The organism is Antarctobacter sp. (genome assembly GCF_965277915.1).
In the GTDB taxonomy this organism is placed as follows: Bacteria; Pseudomonadota; Alphaproteobacteria; order Rhodobacterales; family Rhodobacteraceae; genus Antarctobacter.
Genome location: NZ_OZ255849.1, coordinates 4,150,765 through 4,174,019, shown reverse-complemented (window position 1 = coordinate 4,174,019; position 23,255 = coordinate 4,150,765). Strand labels below are relative to the sequence as shown.

Sequence of the window (23,255 nt, the reverse complement as noted above, 5' to 3'; positions counted from 1 at the left end):
CCACATCAGAGCAAAGGGCTTTGGGGGTTCTGAAACGAATTTGATCCGGTCAACTGGCCAACTGCAAGGTCTGGCGGTTTCGCGGTCCGCCGCTTTCCCATTCCAAGCCATATCTGAATTCACCTGTTTAGGGTACACAGTGCTGTCGCACTTTGGCGTCACCTCCGCCGTTGTCCGGCATACGCGTCGTTTTGGTAGCCGTCTGATGGTTTACACCTTTCTGACCTCGTCGCAGGTGAAGGCCTGCAAGGCCGCCATGCATTTCGCCGCACAATCCTTGCCCAATCTTGTCCTGGGGGACGGTTATGTCGCCGTCGAAGGAGAGGGCGGCGGCGCACAGGTCTATCCCTTCACCTTCTTTCCTGACCAGTTCAGGTTCCTTTCCGCAGACTTGCACCTGATCGGATGGATCGTGCCGGGCCCGGTCGAAGAGATGAACGGCAACAATCTGACCGAGGATATGGTCACTCTGCTTTAGGGGTGGTTCCGAGCGCGCCGAGATGCGATGCCTGCGGGTGAAGGACTTTTCAGACGGGGGGCGGCGAGAGGAGACGCCGGCCCGCCCGATTTTTCAGGAGGAGGCCCAAGTGTCGGCACAAGGCGAGCAGATAGCTGCCCTGCCAATGCGCAGGGACGCCAAGGACCAGGTCAAGGTCCTGATGGTGACATCGCGCGATACCGGGCGCTGGGTCATGCCCAAGGGCTGGCAGATGGATGGCAAGAAACCCTGGCGAGCCGCAGAGATAGAGGCGCTGGAAGAGGCGGGCGCCAAGGGTCATATCGGGACCGAGATGATCGGCACCTACAGCTATGGCAAGGTCATGGACGATGGCAGTGTCGTGCCCTGCACGGTCGAGGTCTACCCGATGTTCGTGGAAAAGCTGCTGCGTGACTGGAAAGAGCGCAAGGAACGCAAGCGCAAGTGGTTCACCCCCAAGGCAGCGGCTCAGCGCGTCGACGAAGGGGAACTGGCCGAATTGTTGCTGCGACTTCAGAAGAAACCGCACAAGGAGCCGTCCATCCGCAAGCTGATCGACCGCATGGATTGAGTAAGGCGGGCGGAACGCGGCGGTTCGCATTCCGCCCGGGCAAGGCGGCGTCAGTCCACCGGCAGGCCGCTGGGCACCGTGTCTGGCCGACCCATCGGGCGTTTCTCTGCGGTTTCGCCGGTCAGTGCGTTCAGGAACGCCTCCAGCGCGTCGATATCCGCCTCGACCATCTCGACCGGCGAAAGATCCAGGTAGGCGACCTGTTGCGCCGTCTCCAGCGCGTCGCCGACAAGGGTGAAGTCATGATCGTTCAACCAGGCAACGTCCGGCAGGCGAGCCATGCCCGGGGTCCATTCGCTGCGGGCGGTCAGCGGATCGCACATGTGGCGGATCATGGCGCGCAGGGTGGGATAGGCGCCGTTGTGCCCATAGGGCGCGGTCAGTGCCACGTTACGTAGCGAAGGCGTGCGGAACTTGTAGGCGTCCTCCGGATTGCGGGTGGTCTCCATCCGTCCCAGATCGTGTGGAATGGTATCCTCGCCAAAGGGCCGGCCAGGGCCAAACTGGGGAACGCCCACGGCGTAAAAGTTCTGATCGGTAAAGCGCGGCCCGTTGTGGCAGCCGGAGCAGCCCGCGTCGCCGAAAAAGAGTTGCCTGCCGCGCTCTGCCTCGGGCGAAAGTGGCGTGCCCTCGGTCAGCCACTTGTCGTAGGGGCTGTCATAGCTTTGCCATTCGGTACCGATGAAGGCGGCGATGGCATTCACGATCTCGACGATGGTGATGTCGTCTGGATCGTGCACATCGGGATATGTCGCCTCGAAAAGGCGCTGGTATTCCGGCACTTCGCGCACACGGTCGGCCAGCATCGCCCAGCCCAAGTCGATGCGCTCTGCAAAGGCGGCACTGACCGGGTTCTCGTCCGGGTGCCCGGCCATTTCGGTCACGGAACTGACCGGGAAAAGCGCCTGCGCCGCCAGCAGCGAGTTCAGCCCGGCGGGCGTGTATTCCTTGGCGGGTGTCTTGAAGGCGACATAGCCAGCGCCGATCCGTTCGACCCGGCCGTCATGGAACATCTCGCGCACGTCGCGGTGTCCGAGATTCCAAAGCGCGGGCGCGTTGCGGGGCACCCGTTCCGCGATCCGGTGGGCGCCCTCGCCCGGGGTCCGGTCGGGGCCCAGACCGAACCCGCCTTCTCCGATGCCCAGGCTGACGCCGTCGGCACCGTGCAGGCTGTGGTGGTGGCAGGTCGCGCAGCTGATGTTCTGATTGCCCGACAGGATCTTGTCATAGAACAGCAGGCGGCCAAGCTGGGCCTCCTGGGTGTCAAAATCGAGGAAGTCCTGCGCCAGGATCGCATCAGCGCGCGTATGCGTGGGCACCAAGGCGGTCAGGGAAATCAGCAGGGCAGGGGCCATTAGGCGCGGAAAAGGGTTAAGAAATCTGAGGATCATGACGAACCTGTCTTTTTGAAATGCCGTGTGTTTTGCGGATAACAAAACTGTGATCAATCGGCTTACACTTGGCAAGCTTTGGGAAAGACTGGAATTTTCAGAGCGCGCTTTCGCTTTTTGAAACAAGGGGTTTCCGTTGCGGAAATCGCTCCCGATCCGGGATGCCGCTCCGGATCTGCCCGCCAGTGCGTTTCTGACGGCGAGTTTTGGGATCAGTCGGCGGTAAAGCTGCCGTAGCGTCCGCCCTGGAACAACAGCGGTGCGCCCTCCCGGGAGCTGACACGCTCTACATGGCCCAGAAGGATAGAGTGGTCGCCGCCGTCGTGCGCCGCCGCCTGGCGGCATTCGAAACGTGCAAGGCAGCCCTCGATCAGGGGGACACCCGATGCGCTCAGGCGCCAGTCGAAGGCGTCAAAGGCATCGCCGTCCCGGGCGAAGGCGCGGCAGAGTTCGAACTGGTTCGCGCCCATGACGTGTATCGCGAACCGATCCGCGGCCATGAAGAACGGGTAGCGCGACGAGGATTTCGCCGGCGCCCAGAGCACCAGTGGCGGATCGAGGGAGACCGAGGAAAAGCTGTTGGCGGTGATGCCAAGAGGGCCGGTTGTCGTGGCGCAGGTGATCACCGTCACCCCGGTGCCGAAACGGCCCAGGGCTTCGCGGAAGGCGCGGCCATCTTCCTCTGCCGGGTCGAAGTCTTGCGTCATCAGGCTCGTATCGCAACCGGGTCCGCATGGGTCGAGGCGGAGGGCCGGGCATCCTTTCCTTGCTGGCCGGGGGCACCTTCCTAAATGCGCGCCGCACGGTCCACCCGTTTCCGGACAGGAAAGTGGGGAGGACAGAAGCGAACGCGCCGGGTTGGTGACCGCCGCATTTTTGTCACAACTCATGCCAGATATGGCGCATGGCGCCGCAATTTCCCCCTCATGTCGCGTAAATCGGGAAATTCTTTGTAGCGAAGGCAATAAGGTTAGGTTATTTCACAAAGAGAAATAACAAGTTCGCCACACTAAAAAAAACATGCGAACACTGAGGTAGAGCAGTGTGATCATGAACGCGATTAAATTCGTGACCCGTACCCGTGCGGGCATTCTGGAACGTGGCGAAGTCAATGGCGACGACAAGGGTTTCCTGATCGACGCATCTGACGGCCAGGAAGTTTCCCTGAACATCAGCCAATCCGACGTGCGAGGCTACGACCGGGCCGCGAATGACCTGCTGATAACCTTGGCCGATGGCCGTGTGGTCGTGCTCGAAAATTACTTTGACGGCGGCGACGCGGCTGGCAAGCTGTATCTCAGTGCCTACGGGACGTTGAACGAGGTCACCTTTGTTGAGGCCGAGGGCGGGGCGCTGTTCGCCCAGTACGGCCCGACCGAGGAATGGGGCAAGTGGAGCCCTACCGACGCGCTCATCTTCATCGACGAGCCGACCGTAGTCGCAGAGGCACCCGTTCCCGTGAACGAGGGCAACGAAGTCAGCATGCTGGCTGCGGGCCTGATCGGCATGGGTGGGCTGGGTGCAGCAGGCCTGGGCGCGGCCGCGCTGGGCGGTGCCGCGCTGCTGGGCGGCGGAGACAGCAGCAGCGGAGGAGGCGGCGGTGGCGGTCTTGTTTGGACCGCTCCAACCGTGGATGACCCCGACGCGAATTATGCCATCGACGGCGGTGACACGCCGAGCCTCACGATCACGGGTACAGCCAATCCCGGGTCGATCATCGAGATCACCATCGGCGGCATCACCGTCACCGGCGAGGCGGATGACAACGGTATCTGGAAGATCGTCTTCGATGGCGAAAACTTCCCGCCCGACGGCAACTATGCGGACATCCCGGTCAAGGTGACTGATCCCGACGGGACCGTGACACTTCTCGACGGTCCCTCCTTTGGAACGTGACATTCGCCGAGGGTGACCTGGCCACGGGCACCTATGCCGCCACGGCGCAGATCGTCTCGACCGATCCGGCGGGCAACATCGCTACGATGAGCCATGACTTCGACGTGGACACCGAGACCGCCGTCACGGTGAACACCTCGACCATCGCGGTGGACGGCATCGTGAACAGCACCGAACACGCGGGCATGATCGCCTTTACCGGCACGGGTGAGGCGGGCGCGACGGTCACGCTGGAACTGTACGGCGAAACCGCCTCGGATGTCGTCGGCGCCGATGGATCCTGGTCGATGCCTTTCCCGGCCAGTGTCCTGCCGACGAATGTGGGCCAGGCCGGCAGTATCGCGGTCGTCGCGACCGTCACCCTGACCGATCCGGCCGGCAACATGGCCTTTGCCTCTGGCGGGTTCGAGATCGACGTGACCAACCACGTTCAGGTCTACACGGCCTCCGTCGAGGGCGAAGGCGTGGTGAACGCCGCCGAGCGCAGCGATGGCGTGACCCTGACCGGCACGGCCGAACCGGGCAGTACCGTCATGGTGACGCTGGGCACGGTGACACATCAGGCCACGGTCAACGCCGATGGCAGCTGGACCGCCGATTTCGCCGCGGCCGAGATCCCGGCGGGCGAGCGCACGTTGGACGTCACTGCGACATCGACCGATCCGGCGGGCAATACCGCCACCGCGAACGGCAGCATCGACGTCGACACATTGGTGCGCAACTTTGCCATCACCTCCACCCCGGGCGGGCCGGATGCGGTCATCAATGCCGACGAGGCGGCGCAGGGTCTTGTCCTGACGGGCACGACGGAACCGGGCGGCAGCGTGCACATCACGCTGAACGGCCACACCGTTCAGGCCACCGTGGACGCGGGCGGCAACTGGACCGCCAGCTTTGACCCCGCGCAGCTGCCCAGCGGCGAACAGACAGTCACGCTGACCGCGGTTTCGATCGACCCGGCTGGCAATACAGAGACCATCACGCGGCCCGTCATCATCGACACCGATGCAGGCATGCTGACCATCAGCTCCGACCCGGTCGAGGGGGACGATGTGATCAATCTGGTCGAAGCTTCGGACGGGGTGACGATCAAGGGCACCTCGGACCCGGGACAAGTGGTGAACGTGACGTTGAACGGCGTGACACACGCGGTTCTGACCGATCCCTCGGGCAACTGGTCGCTGGACTTCGCGCCCGGAGAGATCGCACCGGGCACCTATACCGCCGATGTTTCCGCCACCATCACCGACAGCGCAGGCAACACCCTGACCCGTACCGACAGCGTGCTGGTGGACACCGAGGTGCTGAATTTTGCCGCCTCCGGTACGCCGGTCGAGGGTGACAATGTCATCAACGCCGACGAGGCCAGCGATGGATTTGTCCTGACAGGCACAACCGAACCGGGCGGCACCGTCTCCGTCACCTTCGAGGGGGTGACCCGCGTTGCCACGGTAGACGCCTCCGGCAACTGGAGCGTCGGATTCCAGGCCGGGGACATCCCTGCCGGGGAAAAGGCCACTTCTGCGGTAATCGATACCACGGATGCTGCGGGCAACACCGCCACGACCTCGGTGGACTTCGACATCGATACAGAGGTCAACTTGCTGGCCATGTCCTCGGACCCGGTCACGCCTGACGGCGTCATCAACGCGGCAGAGGCGCGGCAGGACGTGACCCTCACCGGTGTCGTCGAGCAGGGATCGAGCGTCTCGGTCACCGTGGGCGGCATGGCTCATGTGGCCACGGTCGACGCCTCGGGCAACTGGTCGGTGGACATTCCGTCCTCGGCCATTCCCACCGGTACGCTTTCGGCCCCGGTCCTGGTCGAGGCCGTGGATGCGGCGGGCAACACGCGCGCCATCTCCGAAACGCTGAGCGTGGACACCGATGCACCCGACACGCTGAACTGGATCGGCTACGGCCGTGACGGATCCGGCGTGGACCTGATCCGGACCGAGATCACCGAAGACGATGTCTTCCTCGGCCAGTTGAGCGATCTGTCGGGAACGCCGGATGTGACCGCCGTTTCCATCGACACCAGCACCGATGTCGAGGCGATCGGCCAGACCTACATCGACCTCGACGGGTCGGTGGCGGACGGTACGCACCTGGTGCTGGCCTCGACCGATGCGGCGGGCAATACCTCCGGGTCCTACCTCGTCACCGATGACCCGCTGACCAACACGGTTCTGATGTCCGACGATATTGCAGAGGCCTTGTCCGACTTCCAGATCGACACCATCGACCTGCACTTCGCCGAGGACAGCAACCTCACCATCACAGAGGCACAGATCAAGGCGCTGTCGGAAAACAGCGACACGGTCACCATCCGTGGTGGGTCGGACGACAGCGTGACGATCACCGGCGCCACCGCCGAGGGCAACGACTGCAATGGGTTCAACGTCTTCAACCTTGGCGACGCGACCCTGCTGATCGAGGACGACATCACCCAGATCCACGGCGTCACGTGACCCGATCAAATCCATTCGCAGGCCCGGCACAGAACCGGGCCGCGGAGCCCGCTTGACAACCATACTCGCGCCTAGACGGGGACACATATGAGGATAGGCAGGCATGGCCTGGGCCTGATCGTGCTGGCGGTCGCGCTCTCGGGCTGCACCACGGACATGGGGGTGGTGTCCCGTTTCGCTGGTGGATCCAAGTCGTCAGCGGATACAACCCTTGTGCGTGCGGCCACCGCGCGGCGCCGTGATCCTGCCCAAACTGCCCCTGTCATCCATGCCCTTTCGCTGCGTGACACCGTGGTCGAACCGGGCACGCCCTATGCCACCGTTGCAAATGCGGTCCTCGCCTCGGACAACCGGGTGGCGGCTGCCGAACTGCATGTGGCGCAGCTGCGGGCCGAGGCGGCAAAATACAACTGGCTGCCCGCCATCGGGCCGCGCATCTCGTTGAACTCTCTGGGCGATTTTGTGGCCGACCTGGTCATCAACCAGGTGCTTTTCGACAATGGCCGCAAGAAGGCCGAGCGCGACCTTGCCAAGGCGCATGTGGAACTGGCCGCCGTCAAGCTGGTCGAGGATTGCAACGACCGCGTGGACGATGCGCTCAAACTCTACATCCGGGCCGAGGAAAACCGCGAACTGGCCGCGCATCTGGAATTGGCGTTCAGGGACATGACCCATTTCGAGTGGATCATGAACGAAAGGGTGCGGGGTGGTGTCTCGGACATGTCCGATCTCAATGTCCTGCGGCAGAAACTGGCCAGCATCCGCGCCCGCAGAGGCGAGGCGCTGGAAACCGCGCGTACCGCGCTGGAAGAACTCGACGCGATGGCGGGCCGCCCCCTGGCAGAGGTGCGGGGTCTTGGGGGGCTTGGCGATGCTTCGGGCGGGGCCGCGCTGGGCGTGCTCAGGGCGCAGGTCGAACGTGATATCGCTTTGGCCGAGGCGAAGATCGCCCGCGCCAGCCACCTGCCTAGCCTCGTTGCCGGCGGCTCGGTCGGCGATAGCGGACGGCTGGGCAGTCTCGACATCGGGTCGGATTCGCTGTTTTCGCTGGGCACGGTCTCTGACCTGAGGGCCATCGAGGCCAGCAAGGAGGCTGCCGAGCGACGGATCGGCGAGGCCCGTGAAACCGCGGACCGTGCCATTCGCAGCCAGTCCAGCCAATTGGCGGCCTACACCCGCCAGGCCAAGGAGGCCGAGTTGCTGACCCGGCAGGCCAAGCAAAACCTCGACCTGTTCCAGAGCCAGTACGACGGGGGCCAGAGGCAGGTCATGGACGTGGTCGGGGTTTATGAAACCTATGCCGCCGCGCTGGAGACGGCCATTCAACTGAAATACAAGGCCGCGCGCGCCGAACTTGAACTGGCCCGCCTGCGCGGCGCCCTGGCCGAAGGGGCGCAGATGTGAGCAAGGGCATGTTCGAGATGGCGGGAAAGGCTGGTCAGGCCATGTTGCGCGCCGTGCCCGCCGGGGCCGCCGCCAATGCCGCCCGCCGTGCCCCACGCCATACCGACCGTGCCCGCGCCCGGGCCACGCTGATCCGCGTTCTGGCCGGGCAGCTGGGAGTCGAGGCCAAGCTTTCAGACATTCTCGAGGCCCTGTCGCCGCGCGCCGGGTCTGACGACAGCTATGATGCCGGGGCGCTGCTGGCGGGCCTGCAGGCCGCCGGGTTGATCACCCATGCAGAAGCGCCGGACAGCCTTGTTCCGGGGCTGTGGCCCGCGCTGGCGCTGATGACGAATGGCCAGGCGGTGCTGATCCTCTCGCAAGAGGGGCACAGCCTGACCATCTACGATGAAACCGCCGCATCGCGCCGCTCTGAGGTTCCGCTGGGCGAATTCGACTCGGTCTTTGCCGGGCAGATTCTGCAGGCTGAGGCGCCGGTGCAGACCCTGTCAGAGGCCCACGCCGCAACGGACCGGCAGGTGCATTGGTTCTGGGGCCAGTTCTCGCGCTTTCGCAGGCATTTCGCCGAGGTCGCGCTGGGGTCATTCGTGGCGAATATCCTGGCCGTGTCGGTCGCGCTGTTCTCTTTGCAGGTCTATGACCGGGTGATCCCGCACCAGTCCGAGGCGACGCTCTGGGTGCTGGCCGCCGGTGCGGTGATCGCACTTCTGCTGGAGGCCTTGCTCAAGGTGTCGCGCTCGCAACTCCTCGACAGCGCGGGGCGACAGATCGAGATGGGCGTCCAGGGTCTGCTGATGAACCGCCTGCTGGGGATGCGGTCGGACCAGCCCGGGCGCTCGCCTTCGCAGCTTTTTGCCGCCGTGCGCGAATTCGGTTCCGTGCGCGAATTCTTTACCGCTTCGACCGTGGGGGCGCTGGCGGACATCCCCTTCATCTTCGTCTTTCTGTTGCTGGTCTGGTCGATCGCGGGCGGTGTCGTCTGGGTCCTGATTGCGGGCGGCCTGTTGATGGTCATCCCGGGGTTCTTCCTCCAGAAACGCATGATCCGCCTGACGCAGGAAATGCAGGGTGCCAGCGCCCGCCAATCGCGTCTGTTGCAAGAGGCGGTTGTCGAACTGGACACGATCAAGACCCAGCGCGCCGAGGATCGCTTTGCCCGCGTCTGGCAAGAGTTGACCGCCGTGCAGGCGCTGAAATCCTCGGATCAGCGCCGTCTGGCCGCCACGCTGACCTTCTGGAGCCAGGGGGTGCAACAGGCCACCTATGTCGGAGCGGTCATCACCGGCACCTACCTGGTCTTTGCCGGAGAATTCACCGTCGGCTCGATCATCGCGGTGGGCATCCTGTCGTCGCGGACGCTGGCGCCCCTGACGCAGCTTGCGGGCATCCTGGCACGCTGGGGCAACGTCAAGGCGGCGCTCGACGGGCTGGAGGGGATCGCCAATGTGACCCAGGACCGCGCCGAGGCGCGCCATTACCTGCGCCGCGAACGCCTGCAAGGTCAGTACGAACTGCGTGAGGCCAGTTATCGCTACGATCCCGAAGGCGCTGCGGTACTGGACCTGGACAAGCTGACGATCCAGCCGGGTCAGACCATCGCGGTACTGGGCGCCAACGGGTCCGGCAAGTCGACGCTGCTCAAGATGTTGTCCGGCCTTTACGCGCCCGCCAGCGGCAAGGTCCTGATCGACGGCGCGGAGATGGCCCAGATCGAGCCGCGCGACCTGCGCCGCGCAATTGGATACCTCGGCCAGGAGGTGCGGCTGTTCCACGGCACGCTGCGCGACAACCTCAATCTCAGCATGCTGGAACGCGACGACGACCGCCTGCTCGAGGCGCTGGATTTTGCCGGGCTGGGGCAGTTCGTGAAATCGCATCCCAAGGGCCTGGACCTCGACATTCGTGACGGCGGCGAGGGCTTGTCGGTTGGCCAGCGTCAGTCGATCGGATGGGCGCGGCTTTGGCTGCAGGACCCGGATGTCTGCCTGTTGGACGAACCTACCGCCGCACTGGACCAGACACTGGAAAAGACGCTGATCTCTCGGCTGGAAAGCTGGCTGGAGGGACGCACGGCGGTGATCGCGACCCACCGCGTGCCGATCCTCAGCCTTGCCTCGCGCACGCTGATCCTGGCCAATGGCCGCATGGCGGTCGACGGGCCGCGCGACCAGGTGCTGGATTACCTGCGCACCGCCCAGACGGGGAACGCGTAAATGGCAACCACGGCAACCCGCCTTTCCGCGCAGCTGTCTAAAGACCTCAGGGGGCCGTCCCTGACCATCTGGCTCTGCGCCGGGTCGGTCTGGGCCTTTATCCTCTGGGCCAGTTTTGCCTGGCTGGACGAAATCGTCCGCGGCGATGGCGAGATCATCTCGTCCTCGCGCCCGCAGATCATCCAGAACCTCGAAGGCGGCATTTTGTCCGAACTGATGGTCAAGGAAGGCGACGAGGTGTTGCGAGGCGACGTGCTGGCGCGGTTGCACGGGACGCAGTTCCGGTCCTCGGTCGATGACCTGCAGGAGCAGATCACCGCGCTGGAAATCCGCCGGTTGCGGCTGGAAGCGGAACTGCAGGGCGCCTCGGTGGTCGAGGTGCCGCGCGACCTGGCGCAACGGTCGCCACAGATGGTGGCCTCGGAACAGGCGCTGCTGGCGGCGCGGCAATCGGACTATTTCAAGCGCCGGCAAGGTGCGGACAGGGTGCTGGTACAGGCGACCTCGGAGCTGAAGCTGATGGAGGACCTTCTGGACAAGAAGGTCGTCGCCCTGATCGAGGTGACGCGCGCCCGCAAGGCGCACGCTGATGCACAAAAGGCCTTTGACGAGATCGTCACCCAAACCGAACTGGTCCGGGCCGAGGAATACTCGGAAACGCTCAAGGAACTGGCGACTCTGCAGCAGAACCTCAAGGCCTCGCAGGACCAGCTGAACCGCACGGTGCTGACCTCGCCCATGCATGGTGTCGTGAACAAGCTGTCGGTCACGACCATCGGCGGTGTCGTGCGCCCGGGCGAGGAAATCATGCAGATCATTCCCTTGGACGAAGAGCTATTCGTCGAGGCCAAGGTGCGCCCACAGGACATCGCGGGCATTCGGCCGGGGCAGGAGGCAACCATCAAGCTGACCGCCTACGACTACACGATCTACGGCACCCTGAAGGGCCGCGTCTCGGTGATCTCTGCCGATACCGTCAAGGATGAGCGCCGGCCCGAGTCGGAACCTCATTACAAGGTCACGGTGCGTGTCGACATGTCGGGGTTGACCGACCGTCAGGTGGCGATGGAAATCCGCCCTGGCATGCAGGCACAGGCCGAATTGCACACGGGCCAGAAAACCGTCCTGCAGTACCTTCTGAAACCGCTCTACAAATCGCGCGAGGCCTTCCGCGAACCGTGATCCGATTGGGCCGCCTGCGGCGGCGCTTTGCCTCTCGCCCGCCGCCTTCGGCTTGAGGCTCGGTGTATTTTGAGTATTTTTGCAGAGAAGAAGACAGGGGCGCTGGCGGCTTTCTTCTCTGCAAAAATACTCCGGGGGTGCGGGGGCTGGCCCCCGCTTGAAGGCCCTATCCGTCGGTATCCATCCAGATGGTCACGGGCCCGTCGTTGACGAGGCTCACCGCCATGTCTGCGCCGAAACGACCCGTGGCGACGGGCAAGCCCTGCGCCTGAAGAGCGCTGGCAAAATTCGCGTAGAGCCTTTCCCCTTCGGCCGGCGGGGCGGCGGTGGCAAAGCCGGGGCGGTTGCCGCGGGACGTATCGGCGGCAAGGGTGAACTGGCTGACCACCAGGGCCGCGCCCCCGATATCGAGGAGAGAGCGGTTCATTCGGCCCGCGTCGTCCTTGAAGATGCGCAGCTTGGCGATCTTGGCGGCGAGCTTGTCGGCTTCTGTATCGGTATCGCCCTGCATGGCGCAGATCAGAACCAACACGCCTTGGCCGATCTCTCCGACCGTGGCGCCGCCAACATCGACCCGCGCCGAGGTGACGCGCTGGATCAGTGCCCTCACAGGTCGTCCTTCCAGGGGGGATTCGCGCCGGCGCGGCTGACGGTGACGGCGGCGGCGCGCACCCCCAGGTCCGCCGCCTTGGCGAGATCGGCGGCCTGCGCCGCGGCAAGCGAGGGGCGCGTCAGCAGGCTGGCCCGATGCAGTCCGGCAAGGAAGCCCGCGTTGAATGTGTCGCCCGCGCCAACGGTGTCGACCACCTCGACCTTTTGGGCCGGGACTCGCGTCTCGCCCTCGCGTGTGACAACGTCGACGCCCTCCGCGCCGCGCGTGATCAGCACCACCGCGGTTCCTTCGCGCAGCAGGGTGTTCGCGTCCGTCCCCAGCCAGTCCATGTCCTCGTCGGACAATTTGACGACGTCGGCGCGGGACAGCATCTGTGCCAGGCGCGTGCGGTAGGCCGTTTCGTCGGTGATGAAGCCGGGGCGGATGTTCGGATCGATCATCACGACGCGGTCGCCGGCACGGGCGCAGAGCGTGGCGTAGCTTTGTGCCTGCGGTTCCGAGACAAGGCTGATGCCGCCGAAGAAGAGCGCGTCCGTCTCATCGCCGAGGTTCGGCAGGTCTGCTTCCGACAGCATCCGCCCCGCGGTGTTCTCGTCGTAGAAGGCGTATTGCGCCTGTCCGTTCGTGAGGGTGACAAAGGCCAGCGTGGTCGGCCGGGCCGAGCGAGGGCAAAGGCTGTAATCGACCTGAGAGGCGGTCAATGCCTCGGCCAGCATCTGCCCGAAGAGGTCCCGGGACAGCCCCCCGAGGTAGCCGGAGGGCGTGCCAAGCCGCCCAAGGGCGATGGCCGTGTTGAAGACGGCTCCTCCGGCATATGGGGCAAATGCCCGTTCCCCTGTGCCCGTCTCGCGGGGCAACATGTCGATCAGCGCTTCGCCGCAGCAGAGGATCATGGACGCTCTCCAAGTTTGTTGTTTGCGCTAACTATACCGCGGCACGCTCAGCGTCAAAGCCCGCGGGTACCCGACGCAACACCAGAATTTGCTTCGGATCAAGGACGCAGGGCGCCGCGGCCGTAAGATTGGGGCCATTGTGACCGTCAACGACAAGAGGAGATGTTGGTCATGGTCGAATCGAACCAGACGGGCCTGATGCCCAATCTCTACGCGCCCTTTCGCCATATCCAGAACAAGCTGGCGGATTGGCTTACCCCTGCTTCGGATGCTTCTTCGGATGATGCCGCCTATCGTATTCGGATCGAATTGCCGGGCGTGGCCGAGGATGCCATCGACCTGAGCGTCGAACAGGGGGTGATGACCGTCTCGGGGGAAAAGACCGAGACGCGCGAAGACAAGGGCGACACCTGGTATTTTTCGGAGCGAGAGTTCGGCAGCTTTCGCCGTTCGTTCCGTCTGCCGGGGGACGCGGATGCGGACAAGGCCGAGGCGCATGTGTCGAACGGAGTTCTTGAAATCACCGTGCCGCGCCGGGCCCCTGACAGCGGTGGTGGCAAGAAGATCGAGGTGAAGAAACGCTGACAGGACGGAAGGCCGGGGCATGGGGGCCGTAGTGTATTCCCATGCCCAGAATGGACAGCCGCTCACCCATCGCTCATTGGTTCATGGCGATCAGGTAGCCGATGCCACCGGCCACGATCAGGCCCAGCACCACGGCAAAGGCGATTTTCCATGCTGACCAAGGGCGTTCGCCGCGCACCCGGCCCGACCGGCCGTTGACCACGAACCGATAGCTTTTGCCCCGGTACTTGTAGGCGGCCATCCAGACCGGCAGCAGGACATGCTTGAACGTGATGTCGCGCATTTCGGTGTCGATGGTGTGCACGCGCTGGCGGTCGCCGCCGATGTCGAATTTCACGTCCCGGTGGATCTGCTGGTCCATCTTGACCTTGGCCTCGGCGAAACCTTCGTCGAGGTCGACCTGATAGCCTTCGGCCCGGAAACCGGCCAGGAACTCTGGCCGGTAGGGTTCCATCGCCGACAGATCCCAGGGTTCCAGCGCATCGGTATAGCGTTTGGGCAGCGCCTTGGAGGCCAGCACCAGCACGTCGTCGAAGAACCGTTGGACCCGGCCCGAAACGCGCGTCCAGCGGATCTTTTGCACGCGCTCGGTTTCCATCTTGCCGTCGCGCATGACCTGCCGGGTCTCGTAATAGACAGTGCCGCGCTCACCGCGATAGTCCGAGCTCGTGTCGGCGTCGAAGGTCCAGTAGGGGACATAGATCCCTGTCAGCTTGCGGCCCTTCCGGGCGTATTCCTGCAACCCGTTCGGCGCGAACCAGAGCTTGCCAAGCCATTCGTTCATTGCATCATGCGCGGCACGTTCGTCCAGTGCGAAGGGCAAAAGCCCGCGCGGCTTGATATGGCGGTGGGTGCCGGTGTCGGTGACGACGGGCGTGGCGCAGAAAGGACATTCGGCGGAATGAACGTCGGGATCGAATTCGACCCGTGCGGCGCAGTTCGGGCAGGTCGACACCCGGGTTTCCTCCATCTCCTGCAGGGGCAGGAGGTTGTTCATCGCGGCCCGGAAATCCAGTTCGCGGATGCCGCCCTCCCATGGGCCGGTCGCGACATCGACCTCGGACGTGTTGCCGCAGTGTTCGCATACCAGCTTGCCCCTTTCCGGATCGAACCGGAAATCGGCGCCGCACTGGTCACAGGGAAATCGGTGCTCGTCCGTTGGGTCCTTGGACGGGGCCGGCGGTGGCGGAGCGTCGGAGGGGGGCGGTGGGGGGAGATCACTCATGTTGAAAAAGGCATCAAGCTGTGGCGTTTGCCCGCATCCTTGCGCGGATTGTGTCCCGGGGAAAGGGAAAATCCCGGTTGCCTGCCCTTGGCGCTGTCCGGCGCGAAGGCTAGCGTGTCGGCATGCGGAAAGGGAGCGACCGAATGATGCGATGTCTGGTCCTGGGAATGGTGTGGACGGCAGCGGCCGCCGTGGCAGAGCCTGTGACCTATGCCTTTGAATGGACCGGCGGTGGCGGCTATGCGGTCACGGGGGCGCTGCAATACGACAGCGCGGCCATCAGCGGGCCTTTCGTCCTTGCGCAGGATCTGAGCTGTTTCGTGATCGAGGGCAGCAAGGAAGGCGAACCGGTGGGGCGCTGGGCGCTGACCATGTTGAACGAGGAAACAAGCTGGCGGCTGCATTTCGACCCGGCGTCAGGAAGTTTCCTTGTGGATGGGCAGGGCATCTGGATGCCACAGGCCTGGAACATGAACGGCGAGGGGCAGGATTGCGGAAAGGACGGTTTCGGCTTCAACATCGGCAACGCGGCGCAGGACATCTGCATCGACAACCGGCTGATTATTGAAAGCCAGATCGCGCCGGGAGAGCCGTTTCCGGCGATCCGGGTGGAGGACCACGACTTTCCCGCCGATGCCTGTCATGCCCCGCCAATGTTGAGCCTGCTGACGCGCTGACACCGTGGGCTGTCAGGTGTCTTCCGGTTGCCGGACGGCGGCGTGACGGTCCCAGAAGGCAACGGCCCTGGCATAGGCCTCGGGGTCGATCTCCTTGCCGGACCCACCTGCCGCGCGTCCCAAAGCGTTACGCCATTGGGTGATCGGAGGCATGGGCGGTTCGACCGGTTCCAGCGTGCCGATGATCGAGACCACACCCCAGTCACAATCTGGAACGCCTTGTTCCTCGGGGTAGTCGGCGGCCTCAGCCACCAGTTGCGCGTGGCTGTAGAGGATCACGTCCAGCCAGCCGGCGACTGGGGCCTCGCCCTCGAACCAGCGTTCCAGGACCGCCATTTCGCCCTCGCGCCGCGCCGCGTAACCGCTGCGCAGCAGGTGGGCGTTCACCGGTGTGATTGGGGCAAAGCCGCAACGGGTGTCGGTGTCATTCTCAAGGAACAGGTGCTTGCAGAAGGGGGCATAGCCATCGACGAGCTCTGCGCCCCCGGCAAGGGCAGCGTTGCAGCGGTCGATCAACTCATCGGGTGAGATACCCTCGATCAGCGTACCGCTGGCGCGCGGCTGCCAGTTGCGGCGCGCGAAATCGGTCATGGCGACGTGCATGGGCGTCTCCGGTGTGATGGGGAGTTGTCCCGGGGCGTGCCCGGGACTGACGTCTTCGGGGCCGGCCGCGCTTACATCGGCGGCGGCGGGGGCGGCATGACGGTGAAGAGCTGTGCCAGTTCCGGCACTTCTCCGGCGCGCTTCCAGCCGTCCTGTCCCTGGGTCCAGGCGTGGGTCTCGCGGGTCAGTTCGCCGCTGGCGACCATCTTGCCCAGGTCGGCCTTGGAGAACGGGCCGGAGGTCTGCCCATTCTTGGCCAGGTGCCAGACATGTTCGACGGGCGGCGGCGGCGGGGCCATCGGCGCCGCGGCGGGCTGCGGCCGCGCCTGCTGTTGCGGGGCAGCGCCCCAAGGGCCTTGCTGGCCCATCGCGTTGGCCATCTGCATGCCCATGCCAGCGCCGAATCCCATGCCCATCGATTGATCCATCGCGCCGCCCTGGCCCATCGCTTCGGCGGCCTTCCATTTCATGTGGTCGTCGAGATTGCCGGCGATCCCGCGCGAGGTACGGGCATCCAGTGCCTTTTCCACCGCCTCGGGCAAAGAGATGTTCTCGATGTAGAGCTCGACCAGTTCGAGGCCGTACTGGTGGATCACCGGGTCGATCGCCTTGCGGATCAGTTCGGCCACGTCGCCGGTGTTTGCGGCCATGTCCAGCACGGGGATCCCGCTGGCCGCGATGTCCCTGGAAAACTCCTGCACGATGATGTTGCGGATCTGGAAACTGATCTCGTCCATCGTGAATTCGCCGTCGGTGCCGACGATTTCGGTCATGAACAGCGCGGGGTCGGCCACCTTGATCGAATAGGTGCCGAAGGCGCGGATGCGGGTCGGCCCGAATTCCGGGTCGCGCAGCATGATCGGGTTCTTGGTTCCCCATTTCAGGTTGGTGAACCGATTGGTGTTGACGAAATAGACCTCGGACTTGAACGGCGACTGAAACGCATGGTCCCAGTGCTGCAGCGAGGTCATGATCGGCATGTTGTTGGTCTCGAGCATGTAGAGACCGGGGGTGAAGACATCCGCCAACTGGCCCTCGTGGACAAAGACTGCGGCCTGTCCCTCGCGCACCGTCAGCTTGGCGCCGTACTTGATCTCGTGGCCTTCGCGTTCGAACCGCCAGACCATCGTGTCGCGGGTGTCGTCCGTCCAGTGGATGACGTCGATGAATTGTCCGGACAGGAAATCCCAGATGCCCATGTTACACTCCCTAAATCAGCTTGGGCCTGTGGTGCCCATCAATTGTGCTGCCTTCTGCTGAACGATCGGCAGCGCCTCTTCGGCACTCATGCCCGGTTTGAGACGCGGATCGTAGAGGATTTTCAACAGCATCTCGTCATGGGTGGTCAGAAGCGCGAATTCATCGTCGTCGTTGAAGATCGACGGCCGCGCGCGGGGGCTGTCGTTGCCCAGGCCCATGCCCTGGGCCAGTTCCTCGTGAATGCAGGACCGGCGCAGCAGCGGCGGATGTTCTGACCGGATGACGGCGATGGCAGTGCCGTAATCATACCCGCCGGGACTGCGCGAAAAGGCGACAACGACGCAATGGATGCCGCGCGGCAGGTTGTCGAAGATGCGCAGCGCGGTCGGGTTCACGTCCGGCACGATCTCGCGGATGCGCGGGGAGATCAGGCCTGCGTCGTCCTCGGACATGAACAGGACGTGGTAATTGGGGTTGTTGTCGACCATCGTGATCGGATGCCCGGTGACTCGTGACAGGCGTGCCGCGAACGAGGCGACCTGCGCGCGAGACTCGGCGATCTGGTCCTTGGGGACGCCCGGGCCGAATTCCGTCGTCATGCGGACGGGGATCGTCCATTTCTTGATCGCGCTGGGGGCACCGGACGAAGGCCGCAGGCCAGCCCCGCGTTCGTATTCCTCTTCGAGCGCGATGGCCGCGAAGTTCCGTACCAGCATCGTGTCGGTAAAGGACGTGTCCGGCCCGCCGCCATCGGTACGCAAAAGGCCGCGGGCCAGAAGATCGTTCTGCACCCGGCCATAGTATTGCGCCAGGGCGCGGCTGGCGCGCGAGGGTTCCGCTGCCGGCTTTTCGGCCGGGGCCAGCGTTGCCGGCCGCGCAGCCGGTTTCACCCCCGTCTTGCGCGGCGCAAGGTCAGAGCCGACACACCCCGACAGGACCAGGGCAGCTGAAAGTGCCAGTGCTGTTTTCAAGCCGCCCTTCATGGTCTTCCTCAGCCCGGAACCGATCCGGCCGCTTCGCGCCGGGACTTGGCAGAGGCCAGCGTGTCGCGCAACTCGTGCTCCATCTTCTGCAGTTCCTCCTCGGCCTTGGCGCGGCGCGCCTTGCCTTCGTCGGCGATCTGCAGGCTGTCCTCGATGGTGGAGATCAGGTCGGCGTTGGCCTGCTTGACGGCCTCGATGTCGAAGACGCCGCGTTCCATTTCTTCGCGGATCATCTTGTTGCTGTCGCGCAGGTTGGCGGCGTTCGAGGTCAGCAGCTCGTTGGTCAGGTCGTTGGCGTCGCGCACGGCTGCGGCGGCCTGTTTCGACCGCTGGATCGTCAGTGCCTGCGCCAGCTGGGTTTCCCAGAGCGGCACGGTGTTGACGAGGGTCGAGTTGATCTTGGTGACCAGCGACTTGTCGTTTTCCTGCACCAGCCGGATCGAGGGCAGAGACTGCATCGTGACCTGGCGGGTCAGCTTGAGGTCGTGCACCCGGCGCTCCAGATCGTCGCGCGCAGCGCGCAGATCGCGCAGTTCCTGCGCGATCATCACCGCGTCATTCTCGGCGGCGGCCTGAACCTCGGCCTCCTTGGCGGGGATGGTCTGGGTGTCCAGCTCTTCGATCTTTGCCTCGCCAGCAGAGATGTAGAGCGCCAGTTCATCGTAGAACTGCAGGGTCTTTTCATACAGCAGGTCGAGCGACTTGATGTCCTTGAGCAGGATGTGCTCGTGCTTCAGCAGGTCGTCGGTGACCTTGTCAATCTGGCCCTGCACGGTTTCGAAACGGGCCGTGAACTTGGCGAAGGGGGCGGCGCGGCCCAGCAGTTTCTCCCACCAGCTGCGTTCGCGGCGCACGTCCAGTTCGGACACGGAAAAACCGCGGATCGTGGTGACGATGTTGCGCAGGGAGTCGCCCGCCGGACCCACGTCCTTGTTGCGCACGTCCGTCAGCATGGCCTGGCTGATTTCCTGCAGTTCGGCCTGGGCGGCAGAGCCGAAAGAGACGATGGAATTGGTATCCGCCATGTCCAGTTCGTCCATCCGCGAGCGGATCTCGCCGCTGACCTCTGCGGGCGCATCCTTGAGCGGCACGACGGCATTGGCCTCGACCGGATCGGGAAGAACAACGGCGTTCACCTCGTCGACCAAGGCCACGGTCTTTTCGGCTTCCTGACGTGTGTTTTCAGACATGGGATCCCCTGTTCAATGAATTCATCTTGGTTCGAGGTGGACGCCTTCACGTTGCAGGCGGTCGCGCAGAACCTCGATTTCCACGTTCAAGTCTTCGTTGTTGTCCGCCAGCAGCTTGTCGATCTTCTTGTCGAAGCTTTCTTCCAGATCGGTCAGCAGCATCATGTAATCGCTGCGGGCATCGCGGTCCTGCTGGCGGGAAAAGATGTCCGCGAATTTCACCGTCGCGTCGCGGGCGCCCATCAGGTAGACGCCCAGAAACTTGCGCGCGCCAGTCAGGTCGCGCGGATCTTCCTCGACCGTTCGGATCATTTCGCGGACTTTGACGGTAAAGCGGTCCACCCGCGCCTCGACTTGGCGGTCCCCGGCGCGTTTTACCGCATCGGTCATGGCATTGAGATAGTTTTCCGCCTCGTCCACGACCTTGGCGACGCGATCCTGGGTGAAGGTGTCGATCCCATCCATGCCCTTGTCTTTCAGCGGGTCGATACCAAAGGCGCCGATATGCAGTACGCCCGCGGCGCCGCCGAAGATCAGCGGCGCGATCAGACCGGGTTCCGATCGCCAGGCGGCGATGCCTGCACCAACACCGCACAGGACGGCGGCGAATATCTTGCGCGGGATGGCCGGGCGGCGCGCGATCTTGCGTTCGTGGTAGGCGGCCTCGGCGATCAGCCCGTCGCGCAAGAGCCAGGCGCCCAGCAGCAGCGCTGCGGCGCCTGCAAGGCCCGCGGCCAAGCCGATGGCGCCGTCATTGATCGACAGGATCGCCAGAACCACGCCGGGAATGAACAGGACGTTTGACCGCGCACCCGCGGGCGAGACGCGGGCCCCGTGATAGGCCGGGCGATCTTTGTGCGGCCGATCGTCGGGGCCATCGGGAGACCCGTCGGGGCTGAATTTTCCACCGAACTTGCGAGCCATCCGGTCAAAGCCCTCCCAGCCAGCCGGTCGCCACTCCGAAAAGCAGCACGATCAGCAGGGCATAGCTCACCTTCTGCAAGGCGTTTCCAGACATCGCACTCCCCGGGTGACGGCGCTTTTATCGCGCGTTTCCAAGCCGGAACTTAAGGGCAAAATGCTGCGCTTGCTAGGGGGAAGTCCGGGGTTGCCGCGTCAGGCGGCGGATTCCCGGGGCATCCTGTCGATCAGCTGGTCGGCCTGCCGCTCAAATGCATCGCGGGTCCTCCGGATGCCGTTTCGCTTGGCAAAGGATTCAAAGCTGTCGGTCATGATGTCCAGCTTGGCAAGAAACCGCCGCCGGGCAAAGACGTGGCCCTTGCTGTTCCAGGCTTGCTCAAGTCGGTCGATTTCCTGTTCGAGGATCTCGACGACCCTGCGTGCGGGCCGGTCCAGCCGCTCGGCGTTACGCTGATCGCCCGAGACTTGCCGCATCTGACCCAGCACCAGCCGGCGCGCGGCCGCGACCTGGTGCGTCAGAGCGGCGTCGTCCAGCGCGGCAACACGATCGGCAAGGGCGGCGAGGGATGCCTCGACGCTGTCCAGTGTCGTTTGACCTGTTGCCCGTTCCGAGCCCTTGTTGCGCATCGGGTCCAGCCCGAAGGCCGCAAGGGCCAGGCAGGTGGCCAACATCCCCGTCAGGGCAGGGATCCACAGGTTGTCGTATTTGTGCCCGGCCAGGATCAGGACGACGAGACCGATCAGCATCGACCCGATCACCTTGCGGGGCACGCGCGGGGCGCGCGCAACCTCGGCATGGTCGTAGTCATGGTGGATTTGCTGCCCGGCAGCGATCAGGCGCAGCGCCAGAGAATAGACCCAGAGCAGGGCAATCGCGGTGGCAATGCCGGCAAAGGAGCCCTGGAACACCCAAAGCAGCAATGGAAAGGCGGCCAGGAAGAGGAAGTTCAGGCCGGAATCGATCTGGGTTCGTTCGACGGCCAGCCCGTCATAGCCCTCGTCAGCGGCGAATTCCGCGTTGTCTCGGATCAGATCCATTTGCCTCGACGCCTCCCCTCAGGTGTAGCTCATGATGAAGATCATCAGCCACAGTGCAAAATAGGCGATGTGTCGGATCAATTGCCCGTTCTTCTGTGCGCGACGGGTATAGGTGGCCACCGCGTCGAAGGTGTCCACCGCGACCATGCGCAGGTTGCCCACCACCAGCAGGGCAGAGGCAAGGAGAATCGAAAGGGCTATGAATGTTGTCACCATGAGGACAACATTCGTGCGAAACGGGGCGAAATCGGGGCAGGCGCCGGGAAAAATAAAGAAACGTTAACGAAGAGTGAAGCAAAAGCCACAGCTGGCGCTGTCGTTAACTCTTTCTTGGCTCCCGTCGGCGGCGTTGGACCTGTCGTTTGCCCGCAGCCCCGGGCTTGCCGGGTCTTCCCGGTTTCGAGGGCTTGGCAGTGCCAACCGGCTCGGGCTCCAGCCCCAGTTGATCGCGCAGGATCTTGCGGCGAACCTCCTGCACCTCGCCGGGTTTCATCTGGCCCAGCTGGAACGGTCCGTAAGACACCCGGATCAACCGGTTCACGGTCAGGCCGATGTCGGTCATGGCGCGGCGGATCTCGCGGTTCTTGCCCTCGCGCAGGCCCACGGTCAGCCAGGCGTTGGCGCCCTGTTGGCGATCAAGGCTGACCTGCATCGGCTGGAATTTCTGCCCGTCGACCTCGATGCCGTCACGCAGCGGTTTCAGCACCTCGTCCGTCGGGCGTCCGTTCACGCGGACCCGGTATTTCCGCAGCCAGCCGGTCGAGGGAAGTTCCAGCTTGCGCTTGATCGCGCCGTCATTGGTCAACAGCAGCAATCCCTCGGAGTTGAGGTCCAGCCGCCCGACGCTCATGACGCGGGGCAGATCCTCCGGCAGGTCGTCGTAGATCGTGGGCCGGCCCTGTTCATCACGCGTGGTCGTCACCAGACCGGTCGGCTTGTGATACAGCCAGAGCCGGGCGGGGGCGGGCGCCTCGAGCGGGGTGCCGTCTACGATGACCTTGTCCGCATTGGTGACGTTCAGTGCGGCGCGGTCGATCACCTTGCCGTTCACGGTGACACGGCCCTCGGCGATCATGCGTTCGGCCTCGCGCCGGCTGGCGCGGCCTGCGCGGGCGATGACCTTGGCGATTCGCTCTCCGGGTGGGGTCTTGTTTTCCATCCTTGTCCTTTAACGCGGCGGCGGGGCCGGGCGAAAGGGCCTTCGAAAGCCCTTTGAAGGTGGCCGCAAGCGCCTTTCCCCCACCCTCTGGCCGCGCTAACAGGTGCCATGACGTTCCGCAGCCACATGGACATAGCCCTGGAAGAGGCGCAGGCCGCCGCCCGCCGCGGCGAGGTTCCGGTGGGGGCCGTCCTTGTTTCGCCCGGGGGCGAGGTGATCGCGCAGGCGGGCAATCGCACCCGGGAACGGAACGATCCCACCGCCCATGCCGAGGTGCTGGTGATCCGCGCGGGGTGTTCGATGCTGGGCACCGAACGATTGCCGGACCATGATCTCTACGTCACGCTGGAGCCGTGTCCGATGTGCGCCGCGGCAATCGGCTTTGCGCGCATCCGCCGGCTGTACTACGGCGCATCGGATCCGAAATCCGGCGGCGTGGCGCAGGGGCCGCGGGTGTTTTCCCATCCGCAGTGCCATCATGTGCCAGAGATCTATGACGGCATCGGGGGCGACGCAGCCTCGGAGTTGCTGCGCGACTTCTTTGCGGCGCGGAGATGACGAC

At 64.3% G+C, this 23,255-nt stretch carries 23 protein-coding genes; 10 read left to right on the top strand and 13 right to left on the bottom strand.

Going from position 1 to position 23,255, the window contains the following annotated elements; all coding sequences use genetic code 11:
• Positions 1 to 205 precede the first annotated feature (205 nt).
• Positions 206 to 478, top strand: coding sequence for a hypothetical protein (locus ACQY5B_RS21340; RefSeq protein WP_420327531.1), 273 nt, complete (start codon positions 206 to 208; stop codon positions 476 to 478).
• Positions 479 to 587: 109 nt separating this feature from the next.
• Complete coding sequence (locus tag ACQY5B_RS21335; RefSeq protein ID WP_421905564.1) at positions 588 to 1,049, top strand: NUDIX hydrolase; 462 nt, start codon at positions 588 to 590, stop codon at positions 1,047 to 1,049.
• A gap of 50 nt (positions 1,050 to 1,099) precedes the next feature.
• Here ACQY5B_RS21335 and ACQY5B_RS21330 read toward each other — a convergent pair whose 3' ends face one another.
• On the bottom strand, positions 1,100 to 2,404 hold the full coding sequence (locus ACQY5B_RS21330) for a cytochrome-c peroxidase (protein ID WP_420327534.1): 1,305 nt from the start codon (positions 2,402 to 2,404) through the stop codon (positions 1,100 to 1,102).
• Between the two features lie 248 nt (positions 2,405 to 2,652).
• A complete protein-coding gene (locus ACQY5B_RS21325; RefSeq protein WP_420327535.1) occupies positions 2,653 to 3,147 on the bottom strand; it encodes a flavin reductase family protein in 495 nt (164 codons plus the stop codon).
• A 343-nt stretch (positions 3,148 to 3,490) separates the two neighbouring features.
• On the opposite strand from ACQY5B_RS21325, the gene ACQY5B_RS21320 reads away from it, so the two are divergent.
• The 5 genes from ACQY5B_RS21320 to ACQY5B_RS21300 all read left to right on the top strand — a co-directional run bounded on the left by ACQY5B_RS21320 (position 3,491) and on the right by ACQY5B_RS21300 (position 11,606).
• On the top strand, positions 3,491 to 4,336 hold the full coding sequence (locus ACQY5B_RS21320; RefSeq protein WP_420327536.1) for a BapA prefix-like domain-containing protein: 846 nt from the start codon (positions 3,491 to 3,493) through the stop codon (positions 4,334 to 4,336).
• A complete protein-coding gene (locus tag ACQY5B_RS21315) occupies positions 4,333 to 6,807 on the top strand; it encodes an Ig-like domain-containing protein (protein WP_420327537.1) in 2,475 nt (824 codons plus the stop codon). The genes ACQY5B_RS21320 and ACQY5B_RS21315 overlap by 4 nt, the downstream gene beginning before the upstream one ends.
• 87 nt (positions 6,808 to 6,894) lie before the next feature.
• Positions 6,895 to 8,211 (top strand): TolC family protein, encoded by a 1,317-nt coding sequence (locus ACQY5B_RS21310; RefSeq protein ID WP_420327538.1) that lies wholly within the window; start codon positions 6,895 to 6,897, stop codon positions 8,209 to 8,211.
• A gap of 17 nt (positions 8,212 to 8,228) precedes the next feature.
• On the top strand, positions 8,229 to 10,424 hold the full coding sequence (locus ACQY5B_RS21305; protein WP_420328590.1) for an ATP-binding cassette domain-containing protein: 2,196 nt from the start codon (positions 8,229 to 8,231) through the stop codon (positions 10,422 to 10,424).
• Entirely contained in the window at positions 10,425 to 11,606 is a 1,182-nt protein-coding gene (locus tag ACQY5B_RS21300; RefSeq protein ID WP_420327539.1) for an HlyD family type I secretion periplasmic adaptor subunit, read from the top strand.
• Between the two features lie 166 nt (positions 11,607 to 11,772).
• Here ACQY5B_RS21300 and dtd read toward each other — a convergent pair whose 3' ends face one another.
• Positions 11,773 to 12,216, bottom strand: coding sequence for a D-aminoacyl-tRNA deacylase (dtd, locus tag ACQY5B_RS21295; protein ID WP_420327540.1), 444 nt, complete (start codon positions 12,214 to 12,216; stop codon positions 11,773 to 11,775).
• Positions 12,213 to 13,112 carry a carbohydrate kinase family protein gene (locus ACQY5B_RS21290; RefSeq protein ID WP_420327542.1) on the bottom strand — a complete coding sequence of 300 codons (900 nt, stop codon included), beginning with the start codon at positions 13,110 to 13,112 and terminating at the stop codon, positions 12,213 to 12,215. Before ACQY5B_RS21290 ends, dtd begins: the two co-directional genes overlap by 4 nt.
• Before the next feature lie 171 nt (positions 13,113 to 13,283).
• Between ACQY5B_RS21290 and ACQY5B_RS21285 the strand changes: the two genes are divergently transcribed.
• The gene (locus tag ACQY5B_RS21285; RefSeq protein WP_420327543.1) at positions 13,284 to 13,697 is read left to right on the top strand and encodes an Hsp20/alpha crystallin family protein; all 414 of its coding nucleotides are present in this window, start codon (positions 13,284 to 13,286) and stop codon (positions 13,695 to 13,697) included.
• Positions 13,698 to 13,770: 73 nt separating this feature from the next.
• Here the strand turns inward: ACQY5B_RS21285 and ACQY5B_RS21280 are convergent, their stop codons facing one another.
• Complete coding sequence (locus ACQY5B_RS21280; RefSeq protein WP_420327544.1) at positions 13,771 to 14,922, bottom strand: TFIIB-type zinc ribbon-containing protein; 1,152 nt, start codon at positions 14,920 to 14,922, stop codon at positions 13,771 to 13,773.
• A 143-nt stretch (positions 14,923 to 15,065) separates the two neighbouring features.
• Here ACQY5B_RS21280 and ACQY5B_RS21275 point away from each other — a divergent pair, with 143 nt between their 5' ends.
• A complete protein-coding gene (locus ACQY5B_RS21275) occupies positions 15,066 to 15,599 on the top strand; it encodes a hypothetical protein (protein WP_420327546.1) in 534 nt (177 codons plus the stop codon).
• A 12-nt stretch (positions 15,600 to 15,611) separates the two neighbouring features.
• On the opposite strand, the gene ACQY5B_RS21270 is transcribed toward ACQY5B_RS21275, so the two are convergent.
• From ACQY5B_RS21270 to ACQY5B_RS21235, 8 genes are all read right to left on the bottom strand, one after another.
• Entirely contained in the window at positions 15,612 to 16,202 is a 591-nt protein-coding gene (locus ACQY5B_RS21270; RefSeq protein WP_420327547.1) for a DUF3228 family protein, read from the bottom strand.
• Between the two features lie 71 nt (positions 16,203 to 16,273).
• On the bottom strand, positions 16,274 to 17,401 hold the full coding sequence (locus tag ACQY5B_RS21265) for an SPFH domain-containing protein (protein WP_420327549.1): 1,128 nt from the start codon (positions 17,399 to 17,401) through the stop codon (positions 16,274 to 16,276).
• A 15-nt stretch (positions 17,402 to 17,416) separates the two neighbouring features.
• Positions 17,417 to 18,385: a DUF2927 domain-containing protein gene (locus ACQY5B_RS21260; RefSeq protein ID WP_420327550.1), complete on the bottom strand. Its 969-nt coding sequence runs from the start codon at positions 18,383 to 18,385 to the stop codon at positions 17,417 to 17,419.
• A gap of 8 nt (positions 18,386 to 18,393) precedes the next feature.
• Positions 18,394 to 19,575 (bottom strand): toxic anion resistance protein, encoded by a 1,182-nt coding sequence (locus ACQY5B_RS21255; protein WP_420327551.1) that lies wholly within the window; start codon positions 19,573 to 19,575, stop codon positions 18,394 to 18,396.
• A gap of 21 nt (positions 19,576 to 19,596) precedes the next feature.
• Positions 19,597 to 20,499, bottom strand: coding sequence for a 5-bromo-4-chloroindolyl phosphate hydrolysis family protein (locus ACQY5B_RS21250; protein WP_420327552.1), 903 nt, complete (start codon positions 20,497 to 20,499; stop codon positions 19,597 to 19,599).
• A 192-nt stretch (positions 20,500 to 20,691) separates the two neighbouring features.
• Positions 20,692 to 21,534 (bottom strand): hypothetical protein, encoded by an 843-nt coding sequence (locus ACQY5B_RS21245; protein ID WP_420327553.1) that lies wholly within the window; start codon positions 21,532 to 21,534, stop codon positions 20,692 to 20,694.
• Positions 21,535 to 21,552: 18 nt separating this feature from the next.
• Positions 21,553 to 21,750: a hypothetical protein gene (locus ACQY5B_RS21240; protein ID WP_420327554.1), complete on the bottom strand. Its 198-nt coding sequence runs from the start codon at positions 21,748 to 21,750 to the stop codon at positions 21,553 to 21,555.
• Positions 21,751 to 21,853: 103 nt separating this feature from the next.
• Positions 21,854 to 22,693 carry a pseudouridine synthase gene (locus ACQY5B_RS21235; protein WP_420327555.1) on the bottom strand — a complete coding sequence of 280 codons (840 nt, stop codon included), beginning with the start codon at positions 22,691 to 22,693 and terminating at the stop codon, positions 21,854 to 21,856.
• Between the two features lie 108 nt (positions 22,694 to 22,801).
• Between ACQY5B_RS21235 and ACQY5B_RS21230 the strand changes: the two genes are divergently transcribed.
• Entirely contained in the window at positions 22,802 to 23,251 is a 450-nt protein-coding gene (locus tag ACQY5B_RS21230) for a nucleoside deaminase (protein ID WP_420327557.1), read from the top strand.
• Positions 23,252 to 23,255: the final 4 nt, after the last annotated feature.